This is a genomic window from Phycicoccus duodecadis, assembly GCF_002846495.1.
Classification (GTDB): Bacteria; Actinomycetota; Actinomycetes; order Actinomycetales; family Dermatophilaceae; genus Phycicoccus; species Phycicoccus duodecadis.
In genome coordinates this window covers 840,673-864,770 of record NZ_PJNE01000001.1, presented here as the reverse complement: position 1 = coordinate 864,770, position 24,098 = coordinate 840,673, and the positions used below count along the sequence as shown (strand labels likewise).

At 73.9% G+C, this 24,098-nt stretch carries 24 protein-coding genes; 19 read left to right on the top strand and 5 right to left on the bottom strand.

Annotation, left to right across the window (positions count from 1 at the left end; translation table 11 throughout):
* Positions 1-64 precede the first annotated feature (64 nt).
* The 3 genes from ATL31_RS03950 (at position 65) to ATL31_RS03940 (ending at position 2,716) form a co-directional block, all read left to right on the top strand.
* Positions 65-796, top strand: a complete 732-nt coding sequence (locus ATL31_RS03950; protein WP_101394627.1) for a hypothetical protein — start codon at positions 65-67, stop codon at positions 794-796.
* A 136-nt stretch (positions 797-932) separates the two neighbouring features.
* Positions 933-1,724, top strand: a complete 792-nt coding sequence (locus tag ATL31_RS03945; protein WP_101394626.1) for an electron transfer flavoprotein subunit beta/FixA family protein — start codon at positions 933-935, stop codon at positions 1,722-1,724.
* Between the two features lie 35 nt (positions 1,725-1,759).
* Positions 1,760-2,716: an electron transfer flavoprotein subunit alpha/FixB family protein gene (locus tag ATL31_RS03940; RefSeq protein WP_101394625.1), complete on the top strand. Its 957-nt coding sequence runs from the start codon at positions 1,760-1,762 to the stop codon at positions 2,714-2,716.
* An 88-nt stretch (positions 2,717-2,804) separates the two neighbouring features.
* Here the strand turns inward: ATL31_RS03940 and ATL31_RS03935 are convergent, their stop codons facing one another.
* The 3 genes from ATL31_RS03935 to ATL31_RS03925 form a co-directional block, all read right to left on the bottom strand.
* Positions 2,805-4,181 carry an NADP-dependent succinic semialdehyde dehydrogenase gene (locus tag ATL31_RS03935; protein WP_101394624.1) on the bottom strand — a complete coding sequence of 459 codons (1,377 nt, stop codon included), beginning with the start codon at positions 4,179-4,181 and terminating at the stop codon, positions 2,805-2,807.
* Between the two features lie 30 nt (positions 4,182-4,211).
* Positions 4,212-5,126 (bottom strand): carbohydrate kinase family protein, encoded by a 915-nt coding sequence (locus tag ATL31_RS03930; RefSeq protein ID WP_101394623.1) that lies wholly within the window; start codon positions 5,124-5,126, stop codon positions 4,212-4,214.
* Between the two features lie 64 nt (positions 5,127-5,190).
* The gene (locus tag ATL31_RS03925; RefSeq protein WP_101394622.1) at positions 5,191-5,994 is read right to left on the bottom strand and encodes a GntR family transcriptional regulator; all 804 of its coding nucleotides are present in this window, start codon (positions 5,992-5,994) and stop codon (positions 5,191-5,193) included.
* 143 nt (positions 5,995-6,137) lie between these two features.
* Here ATL31_RS03925 and ATL31_RS03920 point away from each other — a divergent pair, with 143 nt between their 5' ends.
* From ATL31_RS03920 to ATL31_RS03850, 15 genes are all read left to right on the top strand, one after another.
* Complete coding sequence (locus ATL31_RS03920; protein WP_101394621.1) at positions 6,138-7,124, top strand: sugar ABC transporter substrate-binding protein; 987 nt, start codon at positions 6,138-6,140, stop codon at positions 7,122-7,124.
* Positions 7,125-7,163: 39 nt separating this feature from the next.
* A complete protein-coding gene (locus ATL31_RS03915) occupies positions 7,164-8,738 on the top strand; it encodes a sugar ABC transporter ATP-binding protein (protein ID WP_101394620.1) in 1,575 nt (524 codons plus the stop codon).
* Complete coding sequence (locus tag ATL31_RS03910) at positions 8,735-9,757, top strand: ABC transporter permease (protein WP_101394619.1); 1,023 nt, start codon at positions 8,735-8,737, stop codon at positions 9,755-9,757. The genes ATL31_RS03915 and ATL31_RS03910 overlap by 4 nt, the downstream gene beginning before the upstream one ends.
* A gap of 27 nt (positions 9,758-9,784) precedes the next feature.
* The gene (locus ATL31_RS03905; RefSeq protein WP_101394618.1) at positions 9,785-10,753 is read left to right on the top strand and encodes a cyclase family protein; all 969 of its coding nucleotides are present in this window, start codon (positions 9,785-9,787) and stop codon (positions 10,751-10,753) included.
* A 16-nt stretch (positions 10,754-10,769) separates the two neighbouring features.
* Positions 10,770-11,612 carry an aldolase gene (locus ATL31_RS03900; RefSeq protein ID WP_101394617.1) on the top strand — a complete coding sequence of 281 codons (843 nt, stop codon included), beginning with the start codon at positions 10,770-10,772 and terminating at the stop codon, positions 11,610-11,612.
* Positions 11,613-11,684: 72 nt separating this feature from the next.
* On the top strand, positions 11,685-12,785 hold the full coding sequence (locus ATL31_RS03895; protein WP_101397229.1) for an SDR family oxidoreductase: 1,101 nt from the start codon (positions 11,685-11,687) through the stop codon (positions 12,783-12,785).
* A gap of 19 nt (positions 12,786-12,804) precedes the next feature.
* Positions 12,805-13,827 carry an alcohol dehydrogenase catalytic domain-containing protein gene (locus ATL31_RS17045; protein WP_101394616.1) on the top strand — a complete coding sequence of 341 codons (1,023 nt, stop codon included), beginning with the start codon at positions 12,805-12,807 and terminating at the stop codon, positions 13,825-13,827.
* A complete protein-coding gene (locus ATL31_RS03885) occupies positions 13,824-14,867 on the top strand; it encodes a tartrate dehydrogenase (RefSeq protein WP_281256251.1) in 1,044 nt (347 codons plus the stop codon). The genes ATL31_RS17045 and ATL31_RS03885 overlap by 4 nt, the downstream gene beginning before the upstream one ends.
* A 114-nt stretch (positions 14,868-14,981) precedes the next feature.
* A complete protein-coding gene (locus ATL31_RS03880) occupies positions 14,982-16,166 on the top strand; it encodes a cysteine desulfurase family protein (RefSeq protein ID WP_101394614.1) in 1,185 nt (394 codons plus the stop codon).
* Positions 16,166-17,248 carry a tRNA 2-thiouridine(34) synthase MnmA gene (mnmA, locus tag ATL31_RS03875; protein WP_101394613.1) on the top strand — a complete coding sequence of 361 codons (1,083 nt, stop codon included), beginning with the start codon at positions 16,166-16,168 and terminating at the stop codon, positions 17,246-17,248. The genes ATL31_RS03880 and mnmA overlap by 1 nt, the downstream gene beginning before the upstream one ends.
* Positions 17,245-17,613, top strand: a complete 369-nt coding sequence (locus ATL31_RS03870) for a TraR/DksA family transcriptional regulator (RefSeq protein ID WP_425440321.1) — start codon at positions 17,245-17,247, stop codon at positions 17,611-17,613. Before mnmA ends, ATL31_RS03870 begins: the two co-directional genes overlap by 4 nt.
* A 111-nt stretch (positions 17,614-17,724) precedes the next feature.
* Entirely contained in the window at positions 17,725-18,699 is a 975-nt protein-coding gene (locus ATL31_RS03865; protein WP_101394612.1) for a pirin family protein, read from the top strand.
* 110 nt (positions 18,700-18,809) lie between these two features.
* The gene (locus tag ATL31_RS03860) at positions 18,810-19,715 is read left to right on the top strand and encodes a DUF1272 domain-containing protein (RefSeq protein ID WP_158239779.1); all 906 of its coding nucleotides are present in this window, start codon (positions 18,810-18,812) and stop codon (positions 19,713-19,715) included.
* On the top strand, positions 19,712-20,722 hold the full coding sequence (locus ATL31_RS03855) for a uroporphyrinogen decarboxylase/cobalamine-independent methonine synthase family protein (RefSeq protein WP_245861878.1): 1,011 nt from the start codon (positions 19,712-19,714) through the stop codon (positions 20,720-20,722). The genes ATL31_RS03860 and ATL31_RS03855 overlap by 4 nt, the downstream gene beginning before the upstream one ends.
* The gene (locus tag ATL31_RS03850) at positions 20,722-21,684 is read left to right on the top strand and encodes a DMT family transporter (RefSeq protein ID WP_245861875.1); all 963 of its coding nucleotides are present in this window, start codon (positions 20,722-20,724) and stop codon (positions 21,682-21,684) included. Before ATL31_RS03855 ends, ATL31_RS03850 begins: the two co-directional genes overlap by 1 nt.
* Here ATL31_RS03850 and ATL31_RS03845 read toward each other — a convergent pair.
* Positions 21,643-22,179 carry a hypothetical protein gene (locus ATL31_RS03845; RefSeq protein ID WP_101394610.1) on the bottom strand — a complete coding sequence of 179 codons (537 nt, stop codon included), beginning with the start codon at positions 22,177-22,179 and terminating at the stop codon, positions 21,643-21,645. The genes ATL31_RS03850 and ATL31_RS03845 overlap by 42 nt on opposite strands.
* A complete protein-coding gene (locus ATL31_RS03840) occupies positions 22,176-23,666 on the bottom strand; it encodes a long-chain-fatty-acid--CoA ligase (protein ID WP_101394609.1) in 1,491 nt (496 codons plus the stop codon). The genes ATL31_RS03845 and ATL31_RS03840 overlap by 4 nt, the downstream gene beginning before the upstream one ends.
* Positions 23,667-23,815: 149 nt before the next feature.
* On the opposite strand from ATL31_RS03840, the gene ATL31_RS03835 reads away from it, so the two are divergent.
* Positions 23,816-24,049 carry a hypothetical protein gene (locus tag ATL31_RS03835; protein WP_101394608.1) on the top strand — a complete coding sequence of 78 codons (234 nt, stop codon included), beginning with the start codon at positions 23,816-23,818 and terminating at the stop codon, positions 24,047-24,049.
* The last annotated feature ends 49 nt before the right edge of the window (positions 24,050-24,098 follow it).

Sequence of the window (24,098 nt, the reverse complement as noted above, 5' to 3'; positions counted from 1 at the left end):
CCCCGCCCGGCCGGTGAGCAGCGGTGCTCAGGCGGGCGCGCGGCGGCGGCGGCAGGATCGCGGCATGCCCGAGACGCCCCGCCGCCGCAGCCGCCTCCCGATCGTCCTGACCGTGGTGGGGGCGATCGTGCTGGGGCTCGGGGCGGTCGGGGCCCTCGCGTGGTGCTCCACGTTCGGCTGCACGGTCCTCAGCGAGGACTTCGAGCCGCACGGCGAGGAGGCCGTGCGGGCGAGGGCCGAGGCCACGGCGGCGCTGGCGGAGGCGGGCGCCTCGCTGGCGAAGGGCCACCCGGTGCTGGCCGCCACCACTCTCGACGACTGCCTGGCCGGGCAGCACAACTGGAAGGTCCGAGACACCTACTCGCACGAGTGCTTCGTGCGCGACAGCCGCGTCCTGGAGCTGGCCGCCACCGACGCCGAGGTCGGCCCGGCGTTGACCGACTTCGACGCGACGGTGCGCGGCCGCGGCTGCGAGGCCTCGCCCGGTGGCGGTCTCGACGCGGTGCGCACCCAGTACTGGTCGCCCACCAACCCCAACGTCGTGCGCGAGGGCGCGGCCGGCCTGCCCCGCGCCGCCTACGACTGCCCCGACGGCTCCCGGGTGGAGGCCCGCCCCACGGGGGCCGACACCCGGGACACCGACCCCGCCGCCGCGCTGGGGCCCGACCTCGCGGGCAACGACGTGCTGAGCGGCGACCGCTACGACGCGGCCGACCTGGCGTCGGTCCGAGCCTCCCGGGCGTCGCTGGCCCTCGTGGTGACCGTGTCGCGGCCGTACTACCGCACGCGCTTCTGAGCGCGAGGCTCGACGGTGGCGACCGTCACGCCCTGGGGGTGGTCGACGAGCGCCCACCGGCTGAGAGGATGGAGGGCGATACCGGCCCGGTCACTCCGGGCGAGACCACGAGCGACAGGAAGAGGACGAGGCACGCATGAACATCGTCGTCTGCGTCAAGTACGTCCCGGACGCCCAGTCCGAGCGCACGTTCCAGGAGTCCGACAGCACCGTCGACCGCGACGCCGTCGACGGTCTGCTGTCCGAGCTCGACGAGTACGCCGTCGAGGAGGCCCTGAAGATCGTCGAGGCCCGGGGCGAGGGCGAGGTCGTCGTCGTCACGGTGGGCCCCCCGGCGGCCGCCGACGCCATCAAGAAGGCCCTCCAGATGGGCGCGCACCGCGGGGTCCACGTCCAGGACGACGCCATCCACGGCTCCGACGCGGTCGCCACCTCGCTGGTGCTCACCGAGGCCGTCAAGAAGGCCACCGACGGCAGCCCCGAGCTCGTGCTCACCGGGATGGCCTCGACCGACGGCACCATGGGCGTCGTCCCGGCGATGATGGCCGAGCGCCTGGGCCTGCCCCAGGTCACCTACGCCTCCGAGCTCACCGTCGGCGACGGCACCGTCACCATCCGGCGCGACGGCGACACCGCGTCCGAGACCGTCGAGGCCTCGCTGCCGGCGCTGGTGTCGGTCACCGACCAGATCAACGAGCCGCGCTACCCCTCGTTCAAGGGGATCATGGCCGCCAAGAAGAAGCAGGTCGACACCTGGTCGCTCGCCGACCTGGGGCTCGAGGCCTCGCAGGTCGGCCTCGACGCCGCGTGGACCACCGTCGTCACCTTCGCCAAGCGCCCGCCGCGCGAGCAGGGGCAGATCGTCACCGACGAGGGCGAGGGCGGGGCTCGCCTCGCCGAGTTCCTCAGCGCCCAGAAGTTCCTCTGACCCCCAGCGCCCGCACCCCTCAGGAGCATCCACCCATGGCCGAAGTCCTCGTCCTCACCGACCACAACGGCGGGCGTCTGCGTAAGTCGACCGCCGAGCTGCTGACCATCGCCCGCCGTCTCGGCGAGCCCTCCGCGGTGCACGTCGGCCCCGGTGCCGACGCCGCGCAGAAGACCCTCGCCAAGTACGGCGCCCACAAGGTGTACGTCGTCGACGACCCCGACGCCGCGAGCTTCCTCGTCGCGCCGCAGGCCGAGATCCTGGCCGCGCTGGTCGAGAAGGTGTCGCCCGCCGCCGTGCTCGTCCCGAGCAACGCCGCCGGCAAGGAGATCGCCGCCCGGCTCGCCATCAAGACCGGTTCGGGCCTGATCACCGACGCCGTCGACGTGCGCGCCGGCGACGACGGCATCGAGACCACCCAGTCGGTCTTCGCCGGGTCCTACACCGTGACCGCCAAGGTCACCACGGGCACCCCGATCATCTGCCTCAAGCCCAACTCGGTGGGCATCGAGGCGGCCCCCGAGGCCGGCACCGTCGAGGCCGTCGACATCACGGTCAGTGACGCCGCCAAGGCTGCGAAGGTCACCGACAGCCAGCCCAAGAAGGCCACCGGCCGCCCCGAGCTCACCGAGGCCGCGATCGTGGTCTCCGGGGGTCGCGGTACCGGCGGCGACTTCGGCCCCGTCGAGGAGTTCGCCGACAGCCTCGGAGCCGCCGTCGGGGCCAGCCGCGCCGCCGTCGACGCCGGGTGGTACCCGCACAGCAACCAGGTCGGCCAGACCGGCAAGCAGGTCTCGCCGCAGCTGTACGTGGCCGCCGGCATCTCCGGCGCCATCCAGCACCGGGCCGGCATGCAGACCTCCAAGACGATCGTGGCCGTCAACAAGGACGAGGAGGCGCCGATCTTCGAGCTGGTCGACTTCGGCGTCGTCGGCGACCTGTTCCAGGTGCTGCCGCAGGCCACCGGCGAGGTCAGGAAGCGCAAGGGCTGAGCAAGGACCGCCGCCCTCCCCGAACGTGTGTGAAGAACGTCGGCCGATCGACGTTCTTCACACACGTTCGGGGTAGGGGGTGGTGTGCTCAGGCCCGCCAGACCGTCTTGAGGTTGCAGAACTCGCGGATGCCCTCGGCCGCCAGCTCGCGGCCGTAGCCCGAGGCCTTCACCCCGCCGAACGGGAGCTCGGGGAAGCTGGCCGTCATCCCGTTGACGAAGACCGCCCCCGCCTCCAGCCGCGCGGTGAACCAGTCCTGCTCGTCGGCGTCGGTGGTCCAGACCGAGCTCGAGAGGCCGAAGCTGGTCTGGTTGGCCACCCGCAGGGCCTCGTCACGGTCGCCCACGCGGTAGAGCGTGGCCACCGGGCCGAAGGCCTCCTCCATGACCAGGCGGGTGCCCTCGGGGAGGTCGGCCAGGACCGTCGGCTCGTAGAACCAGCCGTCGCGCTCGGGGACGGTGCCGCCGGTGAGCACCGTGGCGCCCCGGTCGACCGCGTCCTGCACCAGCTCGGCCAGCTCGTCGCGCCCGGCGCGGGTCGCGAGCGGGCCGATGTCGGTGGCGGGGTCGAGCGGGTCGCCGACGACGAGCGCGGCCATCCGCGCGGTGAACCGGGCGGCGAAGTCGTCGTAGACGTCGGTGTGCACGACGAACCGCTTGGCGCAGACGCAGGACTGGCCGTTGTTGAGGGTGCGGCTGGTCACGGCGGTGGCCACCGCGGCATCGAGGTCGGCCGACGGCATCACGACGAACGGGTCGGAGCCGCCGAGCTCGAGGACGGCCTTCTTGAGGCCGGCGCCGGCGCGCGCGGCCACCGAGCGGCCGGCCGGCTCGGAGCCGGTGAGGGTCACGGCCACCACGCGCTCGTCGTCGAGGACGGCCGCGACCGCGTCGGAACCGATGAGCAGGGTCTGGAAGCAGCCCTCGGGGAAGCCGGCCCGGGACAGCACGTCCTCGAGGTAGACGGCCGAGCGCGGGACGTTGGAGGCGTGCTTGAGCAGGCCCGTGTTGCCGGCCATGAGCGCGGGGGCGGCGAAGCGCACCACCTGCCACAGCGGGAAGTTCCAGGGCATCACCGCGAGGACGACACCCAGCGGCTCCCACCGGGTCCAGGCGGCGCCGGCGCCGACGGCCGAGGCGTCCGCCAGCGGGGTGTCGGCGAGCATGGCCTCGGCGTGGTCGGCGTAGAACCGCATGCCCTTGGCGCACTTGCGCACCTCGGCCTCGGACTGGGCGATGGGCTTGCCCATCTCGACCGTCATCATCGCGGCCGCGGTGTCGACCTCGGCCTCGAGCAGCTCGGCGGCGCGCCGCAGCCAGCCGGCGCGCTCGGCGAAGGTGCGCTCGCGCAGGTCGCGCTGGGCCCGCACGGCGCGGGCTAGGGCCTCCTGCACCTCCTCGGGGGTGTGCGCGGTGAAGGTCTCCTCGGTGACGCCGGTGAACGGGTTGACGGTGGCGATGGGCATGGGGTCTCTCTTCCGTGGGGGTGGGGGCGGTCAGGCGTGGAGGGCACGGATGGCGGCGACGGGGTCGGCCGGGCCCGGGGGGAGGGCCGCGAGGTGGTCCTCGACGGTGGTGCGGTCGGGGACCCCGGAGTGGCCGTCGAGGGCCAGGCACGACAGGGCGGCGGTGACGTTGGCGAAGCGCACGGCGCCGGCGTGGTCATGCCCCAGGACCAGGGCGGCCAGCAGCGCGCCGTGGAAGACGTCGCCGGCACCCAGGGTGCTCACCGGGACGACGGCGGCGGCCGGGGCGAAGGCGGTACCGGTGTCGGACAGGGCGAACGAGCCCTGCGCGCCGGCCGTCGCGACGACCGTGCCGGCCCCGTCGGCGCGGGCCCGGGCGGCGGCATCCAGCGCGTCCAGACCCGGGTAGCGGACGGCGAGGGTGGCCACGGTGGGGACGTACAGGTCGACCAGCCGCAGGTCGAGCCCGGGCACGGGGTTGCCGTCGTCGAGCGAGACCAGCGAGGCCGAGCCGCCGGCCCGCTGCAGGGCCAGGTACCCGCAGGCGTCGACGTGCAGCCACGGGTGGCCCGTGGGCAGCCGCGGGGGAGGGGGTGCGGGGCGGGTGACGATGGTGCGGGTGCCGGTGTCCGTGCAGACGAGAACGAGGCTGGTGGAGGTCTGCACCCCCGGGTCGACGTGCACGCCAGAGGTCCCGACGCCCTCGGCCTCCAGCTCCGCCAGCGCCGTCCGGCCCAGGAGGTCGTCGCCGACCACGCCCACGAACTCGACGTCGACCCCGAGCCGGGCGATGGTGACGGCCGAGTTCGCGGCGTTGCCGCCCGCCACCAGGGCGGTGGCCGTGCTCTGGACCCGCTGGTCCTCACCCGGCAGCCGGTCGACCACCGCGAGGCTGTCGAGCAGGAGCGTGCCGGCGCAGACGACCGGCGCCGTGGCCGGGCTCATGCGGGGGGAGGCGTCGGGGGACAGGAGGTCTGGGTCGGCACGGGCTGCTCCTCGCGGGGTGGTGTCACGGGCGTGGGTCGACGGCCGGTCGCACCGAGGTCCCGCGCAGGTCGGAGATGAGCTCGGTGCCCTGGGGGTAGATGATGTGCACGTACTCGACGCCGCGGCCGATGGCGTCGAAGGCCACGCGGTGGGCGACCATGACCGCCGAGCCCGGCTCGATCTCGAGCAGCTCGGACTCCTCGGCGGTGGCGATCCGCGCACTGACGCTCTGCGAGCCGCCCACGAGCTCGATGCCGGCGACCCGGTGCAGGAGGTTGTAGAGCCCGTCGCTCTCGAGCTGGGCCGGGGTGAGGGTGACACCGTCGGGCAGCGCGAGCAGCGAGCGGGTCAGCACCACGGGCACCCCGTCGGCCGCGCGTACCCGCTCGACGTGCAGCAGCGGGGTGCCCACCGGGATGCGCAGCTCCTCGGCGACGCGGGGGGTGGCCACGGTGTCCTCGACCACGAGGACCCGGGTCGTGGGGCTGCGCTGCGCGCTCTGCAGGTCGCGGTAGAGGCTGCTCAGACCCATCGGGCGCACCAGCCCGGGCCGCAGGGCGAAGGCGCCGACCCCCCGCTGGGAGTGGATGACGCCTTCGGAGGCGAGCCGCGCCATGGCCTGGCGCAGGGTGGGCCGGCTGATGCCGAGGGCGCGGGCCATGTCGTTCTCGGGGGGGAGCGGCACGGCCGGCGGGTAGTGGAGCTCGTCGATGAGCGTCTTGAGCAGCTCACCGCACTGCCAGTGCAGGGCGGTCCCCCCGGTGCGCGCGAGCGGCCGGGCCTCCAGCTGCTGGAGCAGCCCGGCCTGCGCGGACGATGCGTTCATGAGCCCAGAGGTTAGCAGCCTGTCCGCCTGTAAATATAGGTTGACATCCTGTAAGTGTCGGCCCTAGCCTCAGCCCTACCCCGGAGGTCAGGGGCACAGCGTCGAAGAACGTTCGCGCTTTCTACAATGAAGTGGAGTAGTACATGTCCCGATTCATGTGGGGCCGGGCGAACGCCGCCGGTCTCCTCGCGCTCGGTCTGGCCCTCTCCGTCTCGGCGTGCGGCGCCGGTGACGGCGCTACGTCCGGGGCCTCGGGCTCCGGTGGGGCCGCGGCCGGCACCGCCGGCATCGTCGAGTTCGACACCACCTCCGCCATCGACGCCCAGTTCGTCGTGGGCGCCCGCAGCGCCCTCGAGAAGGCGGGCTGGGAGGTCCTGAGCCAGGACCCGAAGGGCGACCCCGGCCAGGCGAACACCATCTGCACCCAGTACGTGACCCGCCAGGTCAAGGCCATCGTGGTCACCACCTTCGCCCTGGACCAGATGTCGCAGTGCATGTCGCAGGCCAAGGCGGCCAACATCCCGGTCTTCTACATCGGCAGCCCGCTGCTCGACGGGATGGCCGGCGCGGTCGACGTCACCTCGCCCAAGCCCATCAACGACCTCTTCGTCACCTACGTCAAGGACCAGCAGGTCACCGACGTGCTCACCCTCGACTACACGCCGGGGACGCCGTGCCGGATCCGCAAGGAGTACCGCGACGAGCAGCTCAAGGGCACCTCGGTGAAGGTCTCCAAGCACGAGTTCCCGATCCCGGGCCAGGTCGTCGACGCCCAGAACGCCACCGCCGCCTGGCTCGCCGCCCACCCCGCGGGCTCGGGCAAGCTGGCCATCTGGTCGTGCTTCACCGACCCCTCGGCGGGCGCCGTGGCGGCCATCAAGCAGGCCGGTCGCAGTGACATCCCGATCTACACCTGGGACTTCAACAAGACCATCCTCGAGCCGCTCAAGAGTGGCGAGATCGCGGCGACGCTGAGCCTGGACGGCACCAAGGTCGGCGCGCAGGTGGCCGGTCTGGTCAAGGACTACCTCTCGACCAAGCAGGCCAAGGGCGTGCCCGCCGAGAACACCATCCTGACCAAGGACAACATCGACCAGTTCCTGAAGGACCACCCCAACTTCCTGAACTGACCGACTCCCGACCGACCGAGCCCCCCCGGAGCTGTACCCATGACCGATGTGACCGTGCCCGAGCCGCCCTCCCGCCCCGAGGTTCCCCTCATCGAGGCACGGTCCGTCAGCAAGTCGTTCGGAGCCGTCCAGGCTCTGCGCGAGGTCTCGGTGCAGTTCCGGGGGGGTGAGGTCCACGGGCTCGTCGGTGCCAACGGCGCCGGCAAGTCCACCCTGCTCAACGTCCTCGCCGGGGCGCTCAGCCCCTCCGGCGGGGTGGTCCTGGTCGACGGGCAGGAGGCCGAGATCGGCGGCCCCCGTGAGGCCGACGCCCTCGGCTTCGCGTTCATCCACCAGGAGCTGGCCCTGGTCCCCGACTTCTCGGCCGTCGACAACATGACGCTCGGCCTGCGGGGCACCTCCCGCTTCGGCGTCGGCAGCCGGCGCGAGCGGGCCCGGGTCAGCCGCGAGATCGCCGAGCGCCTCGGGATGGGCTTCAACCTGCGGCGCCCGGTGCGCCAGCTGAGCCCGGCCGAGCGCGGTCTCGTCGCCATCGGGCGGGCGCTGGCGCGCGACGCCCGCTTCATCGCGATGGACGAGCCGACGGCCGCGCTCTCGGACGTCGAGTGCCAGCGGCTGTTCCGCATCGTGCGCGACCTCGCCCGCGACGGGGTGAGCGTGGCCTACGTGAGCCACCGCCTCAACGAGATCGAGGAGCTCAGCGACCGGGTCACCGTGTTCAAGGACGGCCAGGTCACCGGCCGCTTCGAGCGCGGCGGCTACGGGCGCGCCGAGCTCATCCGCGGCATCACCGGGCAGGAGCAGGGGCTGGAGCTGCGGCGCTCGCTGGCCCCGGTCGCCGCCGACGCCGGCGTCCTGCTACGGGCCGAGCACCTGGCCGACGGCTCCCTGGTGCGCGACGTGTCCTTCGAGGTCCGCGAGGGTGAGATCGTCGGCCTCGCCGGCGTCGTCGGGGCGGGCCGCAGCGAGACTTTGTCGCTGGTGTTCGGCGACCGCCGCCCCGTCGCCGGCCGCATGGAGCTCGGCGGCGAGCCGTACCAGCCGCACGGGGTGCGCGCGGCCATCCGCCAGGGCGTGGCCCTGGTCCCCGAGGAGCGGCGCTCCCAGGCGCTGGTCATGGAGGACTCCATCCGCTCGAACATCACCCTCGGCAACTGGCGGTCGATGCGCGCGGTGAAGGCGCTGCCGTTCGTCAGCGACCGCCGGGCCCAGGCCGTGGCCGTGGGGATGAAGGACTCCCTCGCCATCAAGGCCGGCGACACCCGCACCGAGGTCCGCAAGCTCTCGGGCGGCAACCAGCAGAAGGTCGTCTTCGCGCGCTGGCTCGCGCGCGACTCCCGGCTCCTGCTGCTCGACGAGCCCACCCGTGGCGTCGACATCGGTGCCCGACAACAGATCTGGCAGACGGCCGAGGACTTCGCGGCCGCGGGCAACGGCGTGGTCGTCGTGAGCTCGGAGCTCGAGGAGCTCTCGGTCTGCCACCGCGTCGCGGTCATGGTCGAGGGCCGCACCGTCGCCGAGCTCGTCGGCCCCGGCGTGACCGAGGAGCAGATGCTCTCCGTCATCTACGAGCACACCCACGCCAGCACCGGATCCCAGGAGGACCCCCGATGACCGCCCCCGCTCCCGCCCCCGCGAACACCCCGACCGACACCGTCGTGACCCCGTCGCGCACGCTGGGCCAGTCGGTGACGCTCTTCATCGGGAAGTTCGGCGCCCTCATCGTGCTCGGGCTGCTGGTGGTGGTGTTCACCGTCATCTCGCCCCAGTACTTCCTCACCTACGGCAACATCGTCCAGATCTTCAACCAGTCGGCGCTCGCCGCGATCATCGCGTGCGGGCTGACGATGGTGCTGGCCGCCAACCAGTTCGACCTCAGCATCGGCAACGTCGCGAGCCTGTCGGGGGTGCTGGTCGCCTACCTGATGATCAACGGGTTCTCGATCCCGCTGGCGATCCTGGTCGCGCTGGTCACCAGCGTGGTCATCGGCGTCGTCAACTCGCTGCTGGTCACTCGCCTCGGCGTCAACGCGCTGGTCGCGACGCTGGGGGTCGGGAGCGTGGCCGTCGGCGCCAACTACTTCATCAGCGGCGGTGCGGCCCAACCCTTCGGTTCGGTGATGCCGGGCTTCTCGGAGATCTCGGTCGGCACCTGGTTCGGCATCCCGCGCAACGTCTACTACATGGTGGTCGTCGTCGTGCTGCTCTGGCTCGTCCTGAACCGCACCGACCTCGGGCGCAACATCCAGGCGGTGGGCGGCAACGCCGAGGCGGCCCGGCTGGCCGGCGTCGGCGTCGGCGGGGTCACCGGCGCAGCCTTCGTCATCTGCTCGGTCTGCGCGTCCGTCACCGGCATCCTGCTCGCCTCGGTGGTCGGCAGTGGGCAGCCCACCGGCGGCGACGGCTACACCCTCAGCGCCTTCGCCGCGGCCTTCCTCGGGACGGCCGTCCTGCGTGAGGGGCAGTTCCACATCGTCGGCACGCTCGTCGGCGTGGTCACCGTCTCGACGGGGTTCAACGGGCTGGCCCTGGCCGGTGTCCCGTCGTACGTGCAGTTCCTCTTCCAGGGCCTGGTCCTGATCGCCGCCGTGTCGTTCAGCACCGTGGCCCGCAAGCTCAGCCGCTCCGCCTGAGCCCACCCACCGACCGGAAGGACGACCATGGACCAGCCACGCACGATCTCCGACCTCCTCGGCCCCACCCCGCCCAGCAACTGGGGCAAGTGGGGGCCCGACGACGAGGTCGGCAGCCTCAACTACCTGACCGCCGACGAGGTGCTGCGCGGCGTCGGGAGCGTCGTCACCGGCGAGGTGTTCACCCTCCAGGTGCCGATCGGGTCCCCGGACGTCGAAGGCGACCCGGTGTGGCCCAACCGCACCTCCGCGGTCCGCACGCCCGTGATGGACGAGGGGTTCTTCCAGCGCGGAGAGGCCCCGGAGGTGCCGGCCGACGGCCACCGCTGGGCCGACGACCGGATCGACATGTTCCTGCAGGGCTCGACGCAGTACGACGCGCTCGGGCACCTCTGGTACGACGGTCTGATCTGGAACGGCTACGACGCCAGCACCACCATCGGCAGCCTCTCGCGTGCCTCGGTGATGCCCATCGCCCAGCGGGGTGTCGTCGGCCGCGGCGTGCTCATCGACATGGCGCGCCACCGTGGCAAGGAGGTCCTGGAACGGGCCGAGTCCTTCACCCACCTCGACCTCCTCGAGGCGGCCGAGCGGCAGGGCGTCGAGATCCGCCCGCGCGACGTCATCCTGGTGCGCACCGGCTGGATCGGGTCGTACTACCGGATGCCGCGGGCCGAGTTCTACACCGACTTCAACGAGCCCGGCCTCATCTACAGCCCCGAGCTCGTCGAGTGGTTCCAGGCCATGGAGATCCCGAACCTGGTGACCGACACCATCGCCAACGAACGCAGCGTCGACCCCGAGACCGGGATCGAGATGGCCCTGCACTGCGCCCTGATGCGCAACCTCGGGGTCGCGTTCACCGAGATCTGCTGGCTCGACGACCTCGCCGCGGCCTGTGCCGCCGACGGTCGCTGGTCCTTCCTGTACACCGCAGCACCGCTGAAGGTCGAGGGCGCCAGTGGCGCCCCCGTCAACCCCGTCGTCATCCGCTGACCCCGAAGGGACCCCCATGCCCAGCACGTCGATCGACGACCTCCGCGACCCCCGCGGACGGTTCTCGATGCTCGCCATCGACCAGCGTGGCTCGCTGCGGACCATGCTCGCCCAGGGTGAGGATCCCGGGCGGGTGAGCGACGAGCAGCTCGTGGCGTTCAAGGTCGAGGTGGCCCGCAGCCTCTCCGGCCACGCCAGCGCCATGCTGGTCGACCGCGACTACGGCCACGAGGCCGCCCTGGCCGCCGGCTGCCCGGTCATCCTGGCCGCCGACGTGCTGAGCTCCTCGGTGCCCGGGGGGCCGGTCGACAGCGCCGAGCTGGACCTCGAGGTGACGGCGGACGTCGCGCGGGAGTACCGCGCGGCGGCCCTGAAGCAGCTGGTGCCCTGGACGCCCGAGACGCGGGACGCGGCGGTCGACCTGTCCGCGCGGTTCATGGAGCTCTGCCGGGCGGCGGGGCTGCCTGGCATCGTCGAGGGCGTCGTGCGCCCGGCGGACATCGCCGACTGGTCCGACGCCGACCGCGACGAGGCCATCGTCACCGCCGCTCGCGACCTCGGCGGGGTCGCCCCCGACCTCTACAAGGGTGAGGTCCCGTCCTACGGGCGCGGCGACCTCGCGGGCATCACCGCCGTGGCCGCCCGGGTCACCGCCGTGCTCGACTGCCCGTGGGTGGTCCTGTCGTCGGGCGTCACCGCCGACGACTTCCCGGCCGCGGTGCAGGCGTGCGAGGCCGGAGGGGCCGACGGCTTCCTGGCCGGGCGCGCCATCTGGGCCGACGCCGTGACCGCCGCCGACCCGGCGGACTTCCTGCGGACGGTGTCCGCCGCGCGGCTGCGGAGGATGGCCGCCGGATGACCGACGGCCCGGAGGTCGTCGGCACGGGCCCGGTCCGCGCCGACCGGCGGTCCGCCGCGAGCGGTGGCCGTCGTGCGTGACCGCGTGCTCGTGCTGGGTGCCACCGGGGTCGCCGGCAACGCCGCCGCCCGTCGGTTCGTGGCGGACGAGCGCTACGACGTGGTGACCGTGTCGCGGCGCGACCCGCGGCTGCCCGAGACCGAGCGCCACCACCACGTGGCGGTCGACCTGCGCGACTCCGGCGCGGTGGCCGAGGCCCTGGCGGAGGCGGGTCCGGTCACCCACGTCGTCTACGCGGCCCTGTACGAGCAGCCCGACCTCGTCGCGGGGTGGCAGGACGCCGAGCAGATCGCCACCAACCGGGCGATGCTGGCGAACGTCCTGGCGGGGCTCCGCGCGGCGGGGGCGCCGCTGCGGCACGTGTCGCTGATGCAGGGCACGAAGGCCTACGCGTACCACGTGGGCCCGATGCGGGTGCCGGCCAAGGAGTCCCGGCCCCGCGTCGAGCACGACAACTTCTACTGGGCGCAGGAGGACCTCCTGCGCGAGGCCGCGGCCGAGCAGGGCTTCGGCCACACCGTGTGGCGCCCCCAGTTCATCCTGGGCGGGGTGCTCGGGGCGGCGATGAACCTGGTGCCGGTGATCGCGTGCTACGCCGCGGTGCGCCACGAGCGCGGGGAGCCGTTCTCGTTCCCGGGCGGCCCGTCGTACGTCGCCGAGGGCGTCGATGCGCGGCTGCTGGCGTCGGCCCTGCACTGGGCCGCGGAGGCACCCGCCGCCCGGGACGAGACCTTCAACATCACCAACGGCGACGTCTTCGAGTGGCGCGACCTCTGGCCGGCGCTCGCGGACGCCCTGGGGGTCGATCCCGGGCCCGACGAGCCGCTGTCCCTGGCCGCCTGGCTGCCCGAGCAGGAGGAGGTCTGGCAGCGGGTCGTGCAGCGCCACCACCTGCGCGCGCACACGGTGGAGCAGCTGGTCGGGTACTCGCACCGGTTCGCCGACGACGCCTTCGCCTGGGCCCCGCCGGGGTCCGAGCTCGCCAGCCGCGCCCGGCCGGTGCTGCTCAGCACGGTGAAGCTGCGTCAGGCGGGCTTCGTCGACTGCGTCGACACCGAGATCACCTTCCGCCACTGGTTCGCGAACCTGCGGTCCGAGCGCATCATCCCCTGAGAGAACACGAGGAACCCCCATGAAGGCCGTCCAGTACGTCGGTGACCACACCGTCGAGGTCGTCGAGCTGCCCATCCCCGAGCCCGGCCCGGCGGACGTGCTGCTGGAGCCCCTCGCGGTCGGGGTCTGCGGCACCGACCAGCACATCATCGAGGGCGACTACACGAGCCGGCCGCCGATCACCCTGGGCCACGAGGTGTGCGCCCGCGTCCTGGAGGTGGGAGCCGCCACGCGCTCCGTGCGCCCGGGCGACCTCGTCACGGTCGAGCCGCACATCTACTGCGGCGTGTGCGTCCACTGCCAGTCCGGGCGTCCGCACCTCTGCCCGGAGCGCCAGGCGCCCGGGGTGCACCTGCCCGGCGGGATGGCCGAGCGGATGGTGGTGCCCGAGACCCTGGCCTACCGCCTCGACCCGGCCACCCCGCCCCTCCTCGGCGCGCTCGTCGAGCCCCTCGCCTGTGCCGTCCACGGCATCGACCGGCTGGCCCCGGTCTCGGGCTCGAGCGCCGCCGTCTTCGGGGTGGGGCCGGCCGGGGCGCTGCTGATCTCGCTCCTGCGCCGGGCCGGGATGTCGACCGTGGTGGCCGTCGAGATGCGCGAGCAGCGTCGCGACCTGGCGCTGCGGATGGGCGCCGACGTGGCCCTGGACCCGACCGACGCCGGCTTCGCCGACACCATGGCCGAGCTGACCCGAGGTGACGGCTTCCGGTACGTGGTCGACGCGGTGGGCTCCTCGAAGGTGCTGGCCCAGGCGACCGCCGTGGCGGCCCGCGGCGCCACCATCCTGGTGTTCGGGGTGGCCCGCCCCGGTGACCGCTGGGAGGTGAGCCCCAACGAGATCTACGCCAAGGAGCTCTCCGTCCTCGGGACGGCGCTCAACCCGTTCACGCACCGGCGCGCCGCCGACCTCGTGAACACCCTCGGGCTCGACCAGCTCCACCTCGGCACCTTCGGCCTCGACGAGGTCCACGACGCGCTCGCGGCCCAGGCCGACGGTCGCGTCGACAAGGTGCTCGTGCTGCCGAACGGCTCGTCGTGGTGAGCGTCGCCGTCATCGCGGGCGACGGCATCGGGCAGGAGGTCGTCCCGGTCGGGATCGCCTGCGTGGACGCCGCCCTGGCCCGCGAGGGCGAGCGCATCGAGTGGGTCGACCTGCCCTGGGGGTCAGACCACTACCACCGCACGGGCCGGATGATGCCGCTCGACGGCCTCGAGACCCTGGCCCGCCACGACGCCGTGTTCCTGGGGGCGGTCGGGATGCCCGACATCCCCGACACCGAGACGCTGTGGGGCCTGCTGATCCCGATCCGCCGCGAGTTCGACCAGTACGTGAACCTGCGCCCGGTCAAGGCGCTCGCGGGCGTGCCGAGCCCGGTGCGCGGGGGCGACGCCATCGACGTCGTCATCGTGCGCGAGAACACCGAGGGCGAGTACTCCGAGATCGGCGGCCGGGCCTTCCGCCACCGCGACCGCGAGTCGGCCATCCAGGTCGACCTGTTCACCCGGTACGGCATCCAGCGGGTCGCCCGCTACGCGGCCCGGCTCGCGGCCTCCCGCGGGGGGACGCTGACGTCGGCGACCAAGTCCAACGGCATCATCCACACGATGCCGTTCTGGGACGAGGTCGTCGGTGAGGTCGTCGCCGAGCACGAGGAGCTGCGCCTCGACAGCGTGCTCATCGACGCCCTGGCCGCCCGCCTGGTGCTCCGGCCCGCCTCGCTCGACGTCGTGGTGGCCTCGAACCTGTTCGGCGACATCCTCTCCGACCTCGCCGGGGCGGTGGCCGGCTCGATCGGGCTGGCGCCGAGTGCGAACCTCAACCCCGAGCGCGCCCACCCCTCGCTCTTCGAGCCGGTGCACGGCTCGGCGCCCGACATCGCCGGGCAGGGCGTCGCCAACCCGGTCGGTCAGATCTGGACCGGGGCGATGATGCTGGAGCACCTGGGGTTCGCCGCCGCGGCCACGGCCCTCCAGGAGGCCTTCGAGGCCGTCACCGCCGACGGGGTGCGGACCCGCGACCTCGGCGGCACGGCGTCCACCGAGGAGGTCGGGGCGGCCGTGGTCGCCCGCCTGGAGCGGTAGGCCCGCCCCCGAGGGACCCCGGAACGTGTGTGAAGAGTGTCGGCATCCCGACGTTCTTCACACACGTTCGCGGTGGCGGCCGGAGGGTGGCCCCGAAACGTAGAGTGGGACCCCGTGACCCACTACCTCGACCACGCGGCGACGACGCCGATGCTGCCGGCCGCGGTCGAGGCCTACGTCGGGACCGCGGGGCGGGTGGGCAACGCCTCGTCGCTGCACACCGCGGGCCGCGCGGCACGCAAGACGGTCGAGGAGTCCCGCGAGCGCATCGCGGCGGCGCTGGGCTGCCGGCCGTCCGAGGTCGTGTTCACGTCGGGCGGCACCGAGGCCGACAACCTCGCCGTCAAGGGCGCGGTCGAGGCCCGTCGCAGCGCCGACCCGGCCCGCGCGCGCATCCTCGCCAGCGCCATCGAGCACCACGCCGTCCTCGACCCGGTCGACTTCCTCGTCGAGCACCGGGGGGCGTCGGTGACCTGGCTCGCCTCCGACCGCTGCGGGCACATCGCCCCCGAGGTGCTGGCCGCCGCGCTCGCGGAGCATCCGGGCGAGGCCGCCCTGGTGTCGGTCATGTGGGCCAACAACGAGGTCGGCACCGTGCAGCCGGTGGCCGAGCTGGCCGCCCTGGCGCGCGAGCACGGGGTGCCGTTCCACACCGACGCCGTGCAGGCGGTCGCGCACCTGCCGGTGCACTTCGAGGCGTCCGGGGCCGACCTGATGTCGGTGTCGGCGCACAAGGTCGGCGGCCCGGTGGGGGTCGGGGCGCTGGTGGCGCGGCGTGACGCCGCGCTGGTGCCGCAGCTGCACGGCGGGGGCCAGGAGCGGCAGGTGCGCAGCGGCACCCTCGACGTCGCCGGCGTCCACGCCTTCGCGGTCGCCCTCGACGAGACCGTGGGGATGCGCGACGTCGAGGCCAAGCGCGTGCTGGCGCTGCGTGACCGGCTGCTCGAGGGCGCGCTGGCCCTGGGGCTCGGCATCACGGTGAGCGGCTGCTGGACCCCGGGCGACGCCACCCGTCGCCTGCCGGCCAACGCCCACCTGCTGGTGCCGGGCTGCGAGGGCGACTCGCTGCTCTACCTGCTGGACGCCGCGGGGGTCGAGTGCAGCACCGGCTCGGCGTGCCAGGCCGGGGTGCCGCAGCCCAGCCACGTGCTGCTCGCCATGGGGCATCCCGAGGCCGAGGCCCGCGGGGCACTGCGGCTCTCGCTGGGCCACACCTCGACCGACGCCGACGTCGACGCCGCCCTGGCGGCACTGCCCGGTGTCGTCGAGCGCGCCCGGAGGGCCGGGGGGAGCAGCTGATGCGCGTCGTCGCCGCCATGTCCGGCGGGGTCGACTCGGCCGTGGCCGCGGCCCGGATGCTCGACGCCGGGCACGAGGTCGTCGGGGTGCACCTCGCGCTGTCGCGGTCGGCGGCCACGCTGCGCGAGTCGGCCCGCGGCTGCTGCACCCTCGAGGACGCCGGGGACGCGCGGCGGGTGGCCGACCGGCTCGGCATCCCGTTCTACGTCTGGGACCTCGCGGCGCGCTTCGAGCGCGACGTGGTCGAGGACTTCGTCGCCGAGTACGAGGCCGGGCGCACCCCCAACCCCTGCCTGCGCTGCAACGAGAAGATCAAGTTCGCCGGGCTGCTCGACAAGGCGGTGGCGCTGGGCTTCGACGCCGTGGCCACCGGGCACTACGCCCAGGTCGTCGAGGGGGCGGGGGGTCGCGAGCTGCACCGGGCGGTCGACACCGCCAAGGACCAGAGCTACGTCCTGGGGGTGCTCGACGCCGACCAGCTGGCGCGCTCGTTCTTCCCGCTGGGTGACACGACCAAGCACCGCATCCGCGAGGAGGCGGCGGCGCGGGGCTTCGCGGTGGCGCGCAAGCCCGACAGCCACGACATCTGCTTCATCCCCGACGGCGACACCCGCGGCTTCCTGGCTCGGCGGCTGGGGGAGCGCGAGGGCGAGCTGGTGGACGCCGTCTCGGGCGAGGTGGTCGGCACCCACGCGGGGACCCACGGCTTCACCGTCGGGCAGCGGCGCGGGCTGGGCATCGACCGCTCGCGCCTCGACGGGGAGCCGCGGTTCGTCGTCGGGGTCGACGCGCCCCGCAACCGGGTGCTCATCGGCACCGGTGACCTGCTGGGGGTCGACGTCGTCGAGGGCGAGCACCTGCGCTGGTGCGGCCCGGCCCCGGCGGGGGAGGTGCGGGTCGGCGCCCAGGTGCGGGCCCACGGCGAGGAGGTCCCGGCCAGCGCGGTGGTGCGCGACGGGCGCGTCAGCGTGCGGCTCGACACCCGGGTGCGCGGGGTGGCCCCGGGGCAGTCGGTGGTGCTCTACGAGGGCACCCGGGTGGTGGGGTCGGCCACCATCAGCGGCACCGGCCGCGCGGCGTGAGCGGGCCGGACCGCGACCGGGCGGGAGCCGTGGCGGAGGCGGCCGCCCTCGTCGCGCGCCAGCGGGCCGACCTGCGCGAGCGGCTGGCCGGGATGGACCGCGACATGGAGCGGATGGTGGCGGCGTCGGTCGACTCCAACGCCGACGACGAGCACGACCCCGAGGGGCAGACCATCGCCTACGAGCGGGCGCAGCTGGCGTCGCTCACGGCCGGGCTGCGCGAGCACCTGGCCGAGCTCGACGCCGCGGCGTCCCGCATCGCCGACGGCACCTACGGACGCTGCGAGGTGTGCGGCGAGCCCATCGCGGCCGGGCGGCTCGAGGCGCGCCCGGCGGCCCGGACCTGCGTGGCCCACGCGCGCTGAGCGACGCCCCGCCCGGCAGTTCAGCGGGGGTGAGGGAATGTTGAAACATCAACTACTGTTGGACGAGGCAGCCTCCACCGCGGAGGATGACCAGCGAGGAGCGTGAGCCACATGCCAGCCGTGACCGTCGAGAACATCCTGACCCTGCCCCGGGTCGCCGAGCCCGTCACGACGGCGGTCTCGCGGCCGGTGCGGTCGGTCACCACCGCCCCGCAGGGCTTCGAAGGGGAGGGCTTCCCCGTCCGCCGCGCGTTCGCCGGCGTCGACCTGACCGCCCTGGACCCCTTCATCCACATGGACCAGATGGGCGAGGTCGAGTACGCCCCGGGCGAGCCCAAGGGCACCGCCTGGCACCCGCACCGCGGCTTCGAGACCGTCACCTACATCATCGACGGCGCCTTCGTGCACCAGGACAGCCACGGTGGCGGCGGCGTCATCACCAACGGCGACACCCAGTGGATGACGGCCGGCTCGGGCCTGCTGCACATCGAGGTCCCGCCGGAGTCGCTGGTGCAGTCGGGCGGGCTCTTCCACGGCCTCCAGCTGTGGGTCAACCTGCCGCGCGCCCAGAAGATGGCGGACCCCCGCTACCAGGACATCCGGGGCGGCGACGTCGCGCTGCTCTCGAGCCCCGACGGCGGCGCGCTGGTGCGCGTCATCGCCGGTGAGCTCGACGGCCACCAGGGTCCCGGCATCACGCACACCCCCATCACGGTGCTCCACCTGACCGTGGCGCCCGGCGCGCGGGTGCGCCTCCCCTGGAACCCCGGCTACAACGCCCTCGTGTACGCCCTCAACGGCAACGGCTCGGTCGGCCCCGACCGCCGGCCGCTGCGCATGGGCCAGCTCGCGGTGCTGGGCGGCGGCGACGTCGTCGAGGTCGGTGCCGACGAGAGCCAGGAGTCGCGCAGCCCGAGCCTGGACCTCTACGTCCTCGGCGGGCAGCCCATCCGCGAGCCCGTGGCCGCGTACGGGCCGTTCGTGATGAACACCCGCGCCGAGCTCGTGCAGGCGTTCGAGGACTTCCAGGCCGGCCGCCTCGGCACCGTCCCCAGCGAGCCGCACCCGGGGCACGACGTCCTCTGACCCACGGGTCGGGCGACGCCGCCGACCGCCCGCGCTCCGCAGGGGGGCGCGGGCGGTCCGCGTACCGGCGGGTGGCGGCGCCGGGGCGCGCGGCGCGAGAGGATGGCCGCGTGAGCCTGGCGATGCGACCCAACTGCGAGTGCTGTGACACCGACCTGCCCGCCGACTCGGTGGGAGCCGTCGTGTGCTCGTTCGAGTGCACGTTCTGCGCCGGATGCGCCGAGCACCTCGACCGCACCTGCCCGACCTGCGGAGGCGCGCTGATGCCGCGCCCCACCCGCGTGGGGGAGGCCCTCGAGCGCACGCCGGCCTCGACCGAGCGGGTCCACGGCACCACGCCCTGCCCGGGGCGCGGCTACACCGGCGGCACCGCTCCGACCCAGCGCCTCACCCGCAAGCCCGAGCGCGGAGCGGCCGGCCGGGCCGAGCTCGACGCGCTGCTCGACGAGGTCCTGGTGGGCACCCTCTCGACCGTCGTCGACGCACGCCCCTGGGTCGTCCCGATGCTCTTCGCTCGCGACGGCGACCGGATCCTGCTGCACGGCTCCACCGGTGCCGGCGCGCTGCGGCAGGTGGCCGCGGGGGCGCCGGCCGCTCTCACCGTGGTCTCGCTCGACGGCATCGTGGTGGCGCACACCACCTTCGACTCCTCGGCCAACTACCGCTCGGCCGTCGTCCACGGTGTGCTGACCCCGCTGGGGCCCGACGAGGCGGCCGCCGCCCTCGACCTCCTCTCGGACCGGCTCATCCCCGGCCGCACCTGCGAGGTCCGCCCCAGCACCCGCCGCGAGCAGGCCGCGACCCTGACGATGGCGCTGCCCGTGACCGAGGGGCAGTGGCTCTACAAGGCTCGCAGCGGCGGCCCGGGGGAGCCCGACGAGCCCACCGACGTCTGGACCGGCGTCCTGCCCCTCCGCGTGGTGGCCGAGCCGCCGGAGCCGGCGCCCGCCAGCGTCGCGGCCGCCCGCGAGGTCCCCGCGTCGGTGCTCACCCTGCTCGACCGGTGGTCCCGGTGAGCCCGGTCCCCGCGGCCCGCATCCGCGCCACCGGCGTCGGCTCCTGGCCCGGACGCTCGACCCGCGAGGCCGTCCGCACCGTCCGCGACCTGCTGGTCGACGGCGAGGGCGTCGGCATCCCGTACCTGCCCGAGACCCCCGGCCGCGGGCCGGGCGCCGACATGGTGGGGCGTGCCGCCGGCCTGCTCGTCGACCTCCACGTCGACCTGCAGCCCAGCGGCTGGCGCGTCGTCGACCGCCCCGGCCACGACGCCGGGCGCACTGCCGCCCTGCTGCGCGAGGATCTCGACGAGCTGGCCGAGGCCTACGACGGCTACGTGGGACCCCTGGCCGTCCAGGTCTGCGGGCCGTGGACGCTGGCCGCCACCCTCGAGCTGACCCGTGGGGAGCGCGTGCTCACCGACCCCGGAGCCGTCGCCGACCTCACCGCCTCCCTCGCCGAGGGCGTCGCCGTCCACGTCCGCGACGTCCGCCGGCTCGTGCCCGGGGCCGAGGTGACGGTCCGGCTCGACGAGCCCGGGCTCCCCGCGGTCCTCGAGGGCTCGCTGCCCACCGCCTCGGGGTACGGGCGGGTCCGCGCCGTCGACCCCCAGCGGGCCCTCGGCGGCCTGCGCGAGGTGCTGGCGGCCCACGACGGGCCCACCGTCGTGCACTGCTGCCACCCGCAGGCGCCCGTCCCGCTGCTGCGCGCCACGGGGGCCGGGGCCCTCTCGCTCGACCTCACCGCCGCCGGGCCCGCCCGCTGGGAGTCGGTCGCCGCGACGCTCGACGGGGGCACCGGCATCCACGCGGGGGTCCTGGCCTCCGACGGCTCGACCACCGACACCGCCGCGGTCGCCCTGCTCGTCGACGGGCTGTCGCGTGCCGGCCTGGCCCTCGACACCGTGCCCGGGCTGGTCGTCACGCCCACCTGCGGCCTGGCCGGGCTCACACCGGAGGGGGCCCGCGGCGTTCACCGGGCGGCGCTCGACACCGCGCGCCGTCTGCTGGAGGAGGTCGGTCCCTGATGGTGCAGCCCCGTGTCCCGTGGCAGCTGAAGTTCGTGGCGCTCGTGCTGGTGTGGGGGTCGAGCTTCCTGCTGATGAAGGTCGGTCTCGACGCCCTGGCACCGGTGCAGATCTCGGCCCTGCGCATCCTGGCCGGCGCGGTGGTCGTCACCGGCCTGCTCCTGGCCGGTGGCGGCCGACTGCCGACCGGGCGCCGCGTGTGGGGTCACCTGGTCGTCTGCGGGGTGTTCCTCGCGGCCCTCCCCTTCACGCTCTTCGCGCTCTCGGAGACCCGGATCGCGTCCGCGCTGGCCGGCATCGGCAACGCCGCCACCCCCATCGCCACCGTGCTCGCGAGCCTCGCCATCCTGCCGGGCTCGGGGCTCACCGGGCGGCGGGTGGGCGCCGTCCTGCTCGGGTTCGCGGGCGTCGTGACCATCATGGAGCCGTGGTCCGCGACCTCCGGTCCCGACCTGGTCGGCTTCGCCATGGCGCTGGCCGGCGGCGCGAGCTACGGCATCGGCTGGACGTACAACCGCCGCTTCCTCGCCGGCGCCGACCTCGGCGGGTTCGCCATGCCGGCCGCCACCCTGCTCACCGGGGTCGCGCTCATGGTGCCCGTGACGCTCGTCTGGGCGGCCGGGCAGCCGGCCGGCCTCGACGCCCTGACCGCCTACGGGGCGCCCGGGACCTCGCCCGGCTGGCTGCCCCTGGGATGTGTCCTGGCCCTGGGCGTGGTGGGCACCGGCTTCGCCTACGTGCTCCAGTTCGACGTCGTGCGCGGCGCCGGGGCGCTGGTCGGCTCGACCGTCACCTACCTGATCCCGGTGGTCTCGGTGCTGCTGGGCGTGCTGGTGCTGCGCGAGCACCTCGGGGTCTGGCAGGTGGGAGGCTTCGTGGTGGTCCTGGTGTCGGCCTGGGCGGTCAACCGGCGGCCGCGCTCAGTACAGCGGGTCGTCGTCGCCGAGGAACCCGTCGTCTGAGGGCTCGGGGCCCACGGCCGCCCGGACGAACGCTCGCTGCGCCAGCCGGCCGGTGACGACCGACGACACCCCGAGCAGCACCACCGCGGCGAGCAGTGGCCGCGGCGCGCGCTCGGCGCCGTCGAGCAGCCGCCCCGGCGCCCACACGAAGACGGCCACCGCGAGGGCGAAGGCGCCGACCACCACGATCGCGTCGGACCCGCTGGCCCGGCGCCGCCACAGCCGCCACGCGCACGCCACGACCCAGCCGACGAGGCCCGCGCACAACAGCGCCACCGGCGCCATGACGATCTCGAGCGCCCCGGGCAGGTCGTCGCCGGGCCGCGGGAAGAAGGTGACCCGCACCCAGAACAGGACCACCAGGGTGAGCACCACGACCCAGACCAGCGAGAAGCCGAGCCCGGTGGCGCGCCACAGCTCCGCCCGCCGCCGCGCGAGGAGCGGCTCCGCGGCCGGGGCCGGGCTCACGGAACGGCGCGCCGGGGACTCGCTCACTCGGCCGGCGCGTGGACCTCGCGGCGGAGGATCTTGCCGGTGGGGCCCTTGGGGAGCGTCTCGACCACCCAGACCTTGCGCGGGTACTTGTAGGCGGCGATGCGCTCCTTGGTGAAGGCGACGATGTCCTCCGGCGTCGCGGTCGAGCCCTCGCGCAGGGCCACGGCCGCCCCGACCTGCTCGCCGAGCAGGTCGTCGGGCATCCCCACCACGGCCACCTCGAGCACGTCGGGGTGCTGGTAGACGACCTCCTCGACCTCGCGCGGGTACACGTTCATCCCACCGCGCAGGATCATGTCCTTCTTGCGGTCGACGATCGTGAAGTAGCCCTCGTCGTCCATCGTCGCGAGGTCACCGGTGCGGAACCAGCCGTCGGGGATGGCCTCGGCGGTCGCCTCCGGGTTCTGCCAGTAGCCCTTCATCACGTTGTCGCCGCGGATGGCGATCTCGCCGACCTCGCCGGTGGGCACCTCGTTGCCGTCGAGGTCGACGCAGCGCATCTCGCAGCCGGGGATCGCGACCCCGATGGTGCCGGGCTTGCGCTCCCGGTCGGGCATGTTGAAGGAGGCGACGGGCGAGGTCTCCGAGAGGCCGTAGCCCTCGAGGATGACGCAGCCGAACTTCTCCTCGAAGGCCTTCATGACCTCGAGCGGCATCGCGGACCCGCCACTGGCGCAGGTGCGCAGCGAGCTGGCGTCCATCCCGTCCGAGCTGGGGTGGTTGAGGATGGCGGCGTACATCGTGGGCACGCCCTGCATGATCGTGACCCGCTCCTTCTCGATGACCTCGACGGCCGCCGCCGGGTCGAAGCGCGGGATCAGGGCCAGCGAGGCCCCCGAGATGGTGGCGGCGTTGAGGCCGACGACCAGGCCGAACACGTGGAAGAGCGGCAGGCAGCCCATGACGATGTCGTCGGAGGTCATGGTCTGGATCACCTGGGCCGAGCGGAGGGCGTTGAGGTGGATGTTGCTGTGGGTGAGCTCGGCGCCCTTGGGCCGCCCGGTGGTGCCCGAGGTGTAGAGGATGATCGCGGTGTCGTCGTCGTCGCGGGGCGTGGGCTCGGAGATCGGCTCGCCGCCCTCGAAGTCGTTCGGGCCCATCGGCCCGGTCTCGACGACCACGGTGCCGCTGTTCTGCGCGCCCTTGGTCGCCTCGCCCACGAAGTCGGGCCACACGAAGGCGAACTTGGCGCCGGAGTTGGTGAAGAAGAAGTCGATCTCGCCCGACTTCAGCAGCGGGTTCATCGGCACCACGACGCCGCCCGCCAGCAGGATGCCCCAGTACACGACGGGGAACGCCGGCACGTTGGGGAGGATGACGGCCACCCGGTCACCGGGCTCGACCCCGCGCTCACGCAGCGTGCCCGCGACCTTCGCGGCCATCGCGTGCAGCTGGCGGTACGTGACGCCCTGGCCGTTCACGCGCAGCGCGTCCTTGTCGGCGTGCTCGGCTGCGGTGGTGGTGAGGTTCGTCGCGAGGTTGGTCATCAAGGCTCCTGGTGGTCCGGCGGCGGTGACGGGACCCCATCCTCACCCGGATCCCCCTCCCACCGCCAGAGTGCGTCGAGACTTCGGCGCAGGCCCGCTCCGGCACACTCGGCCCCCACCGGGGGAGGCCCCGGCGGACGGAGGCCCAGGTGTCGGTGCTGGTGACGTTCGGGTTCGTCCACGGCTACCGGTCGGGGATCGGGCTGGTGTCGTCGTCCCTGGTCCTCCTCAACCCCCTGCTGACCCTGCTGTCGCTCAGCGCGGCCGGGCTCGGGGTGGCGGCGGTCGTGGCCGACCGCCCCGACCGTGCCCCGGCGTCCCCGTCCGCAGCGCCGCCCGCACCGCCTCCCGCGCCGGCGCGCGACCCCTACCCACCGGCCTGAGGCCGGCCGTCGGCCCGGCCCCGGGCCGTCGGTGGTCTGCGGCAGGATT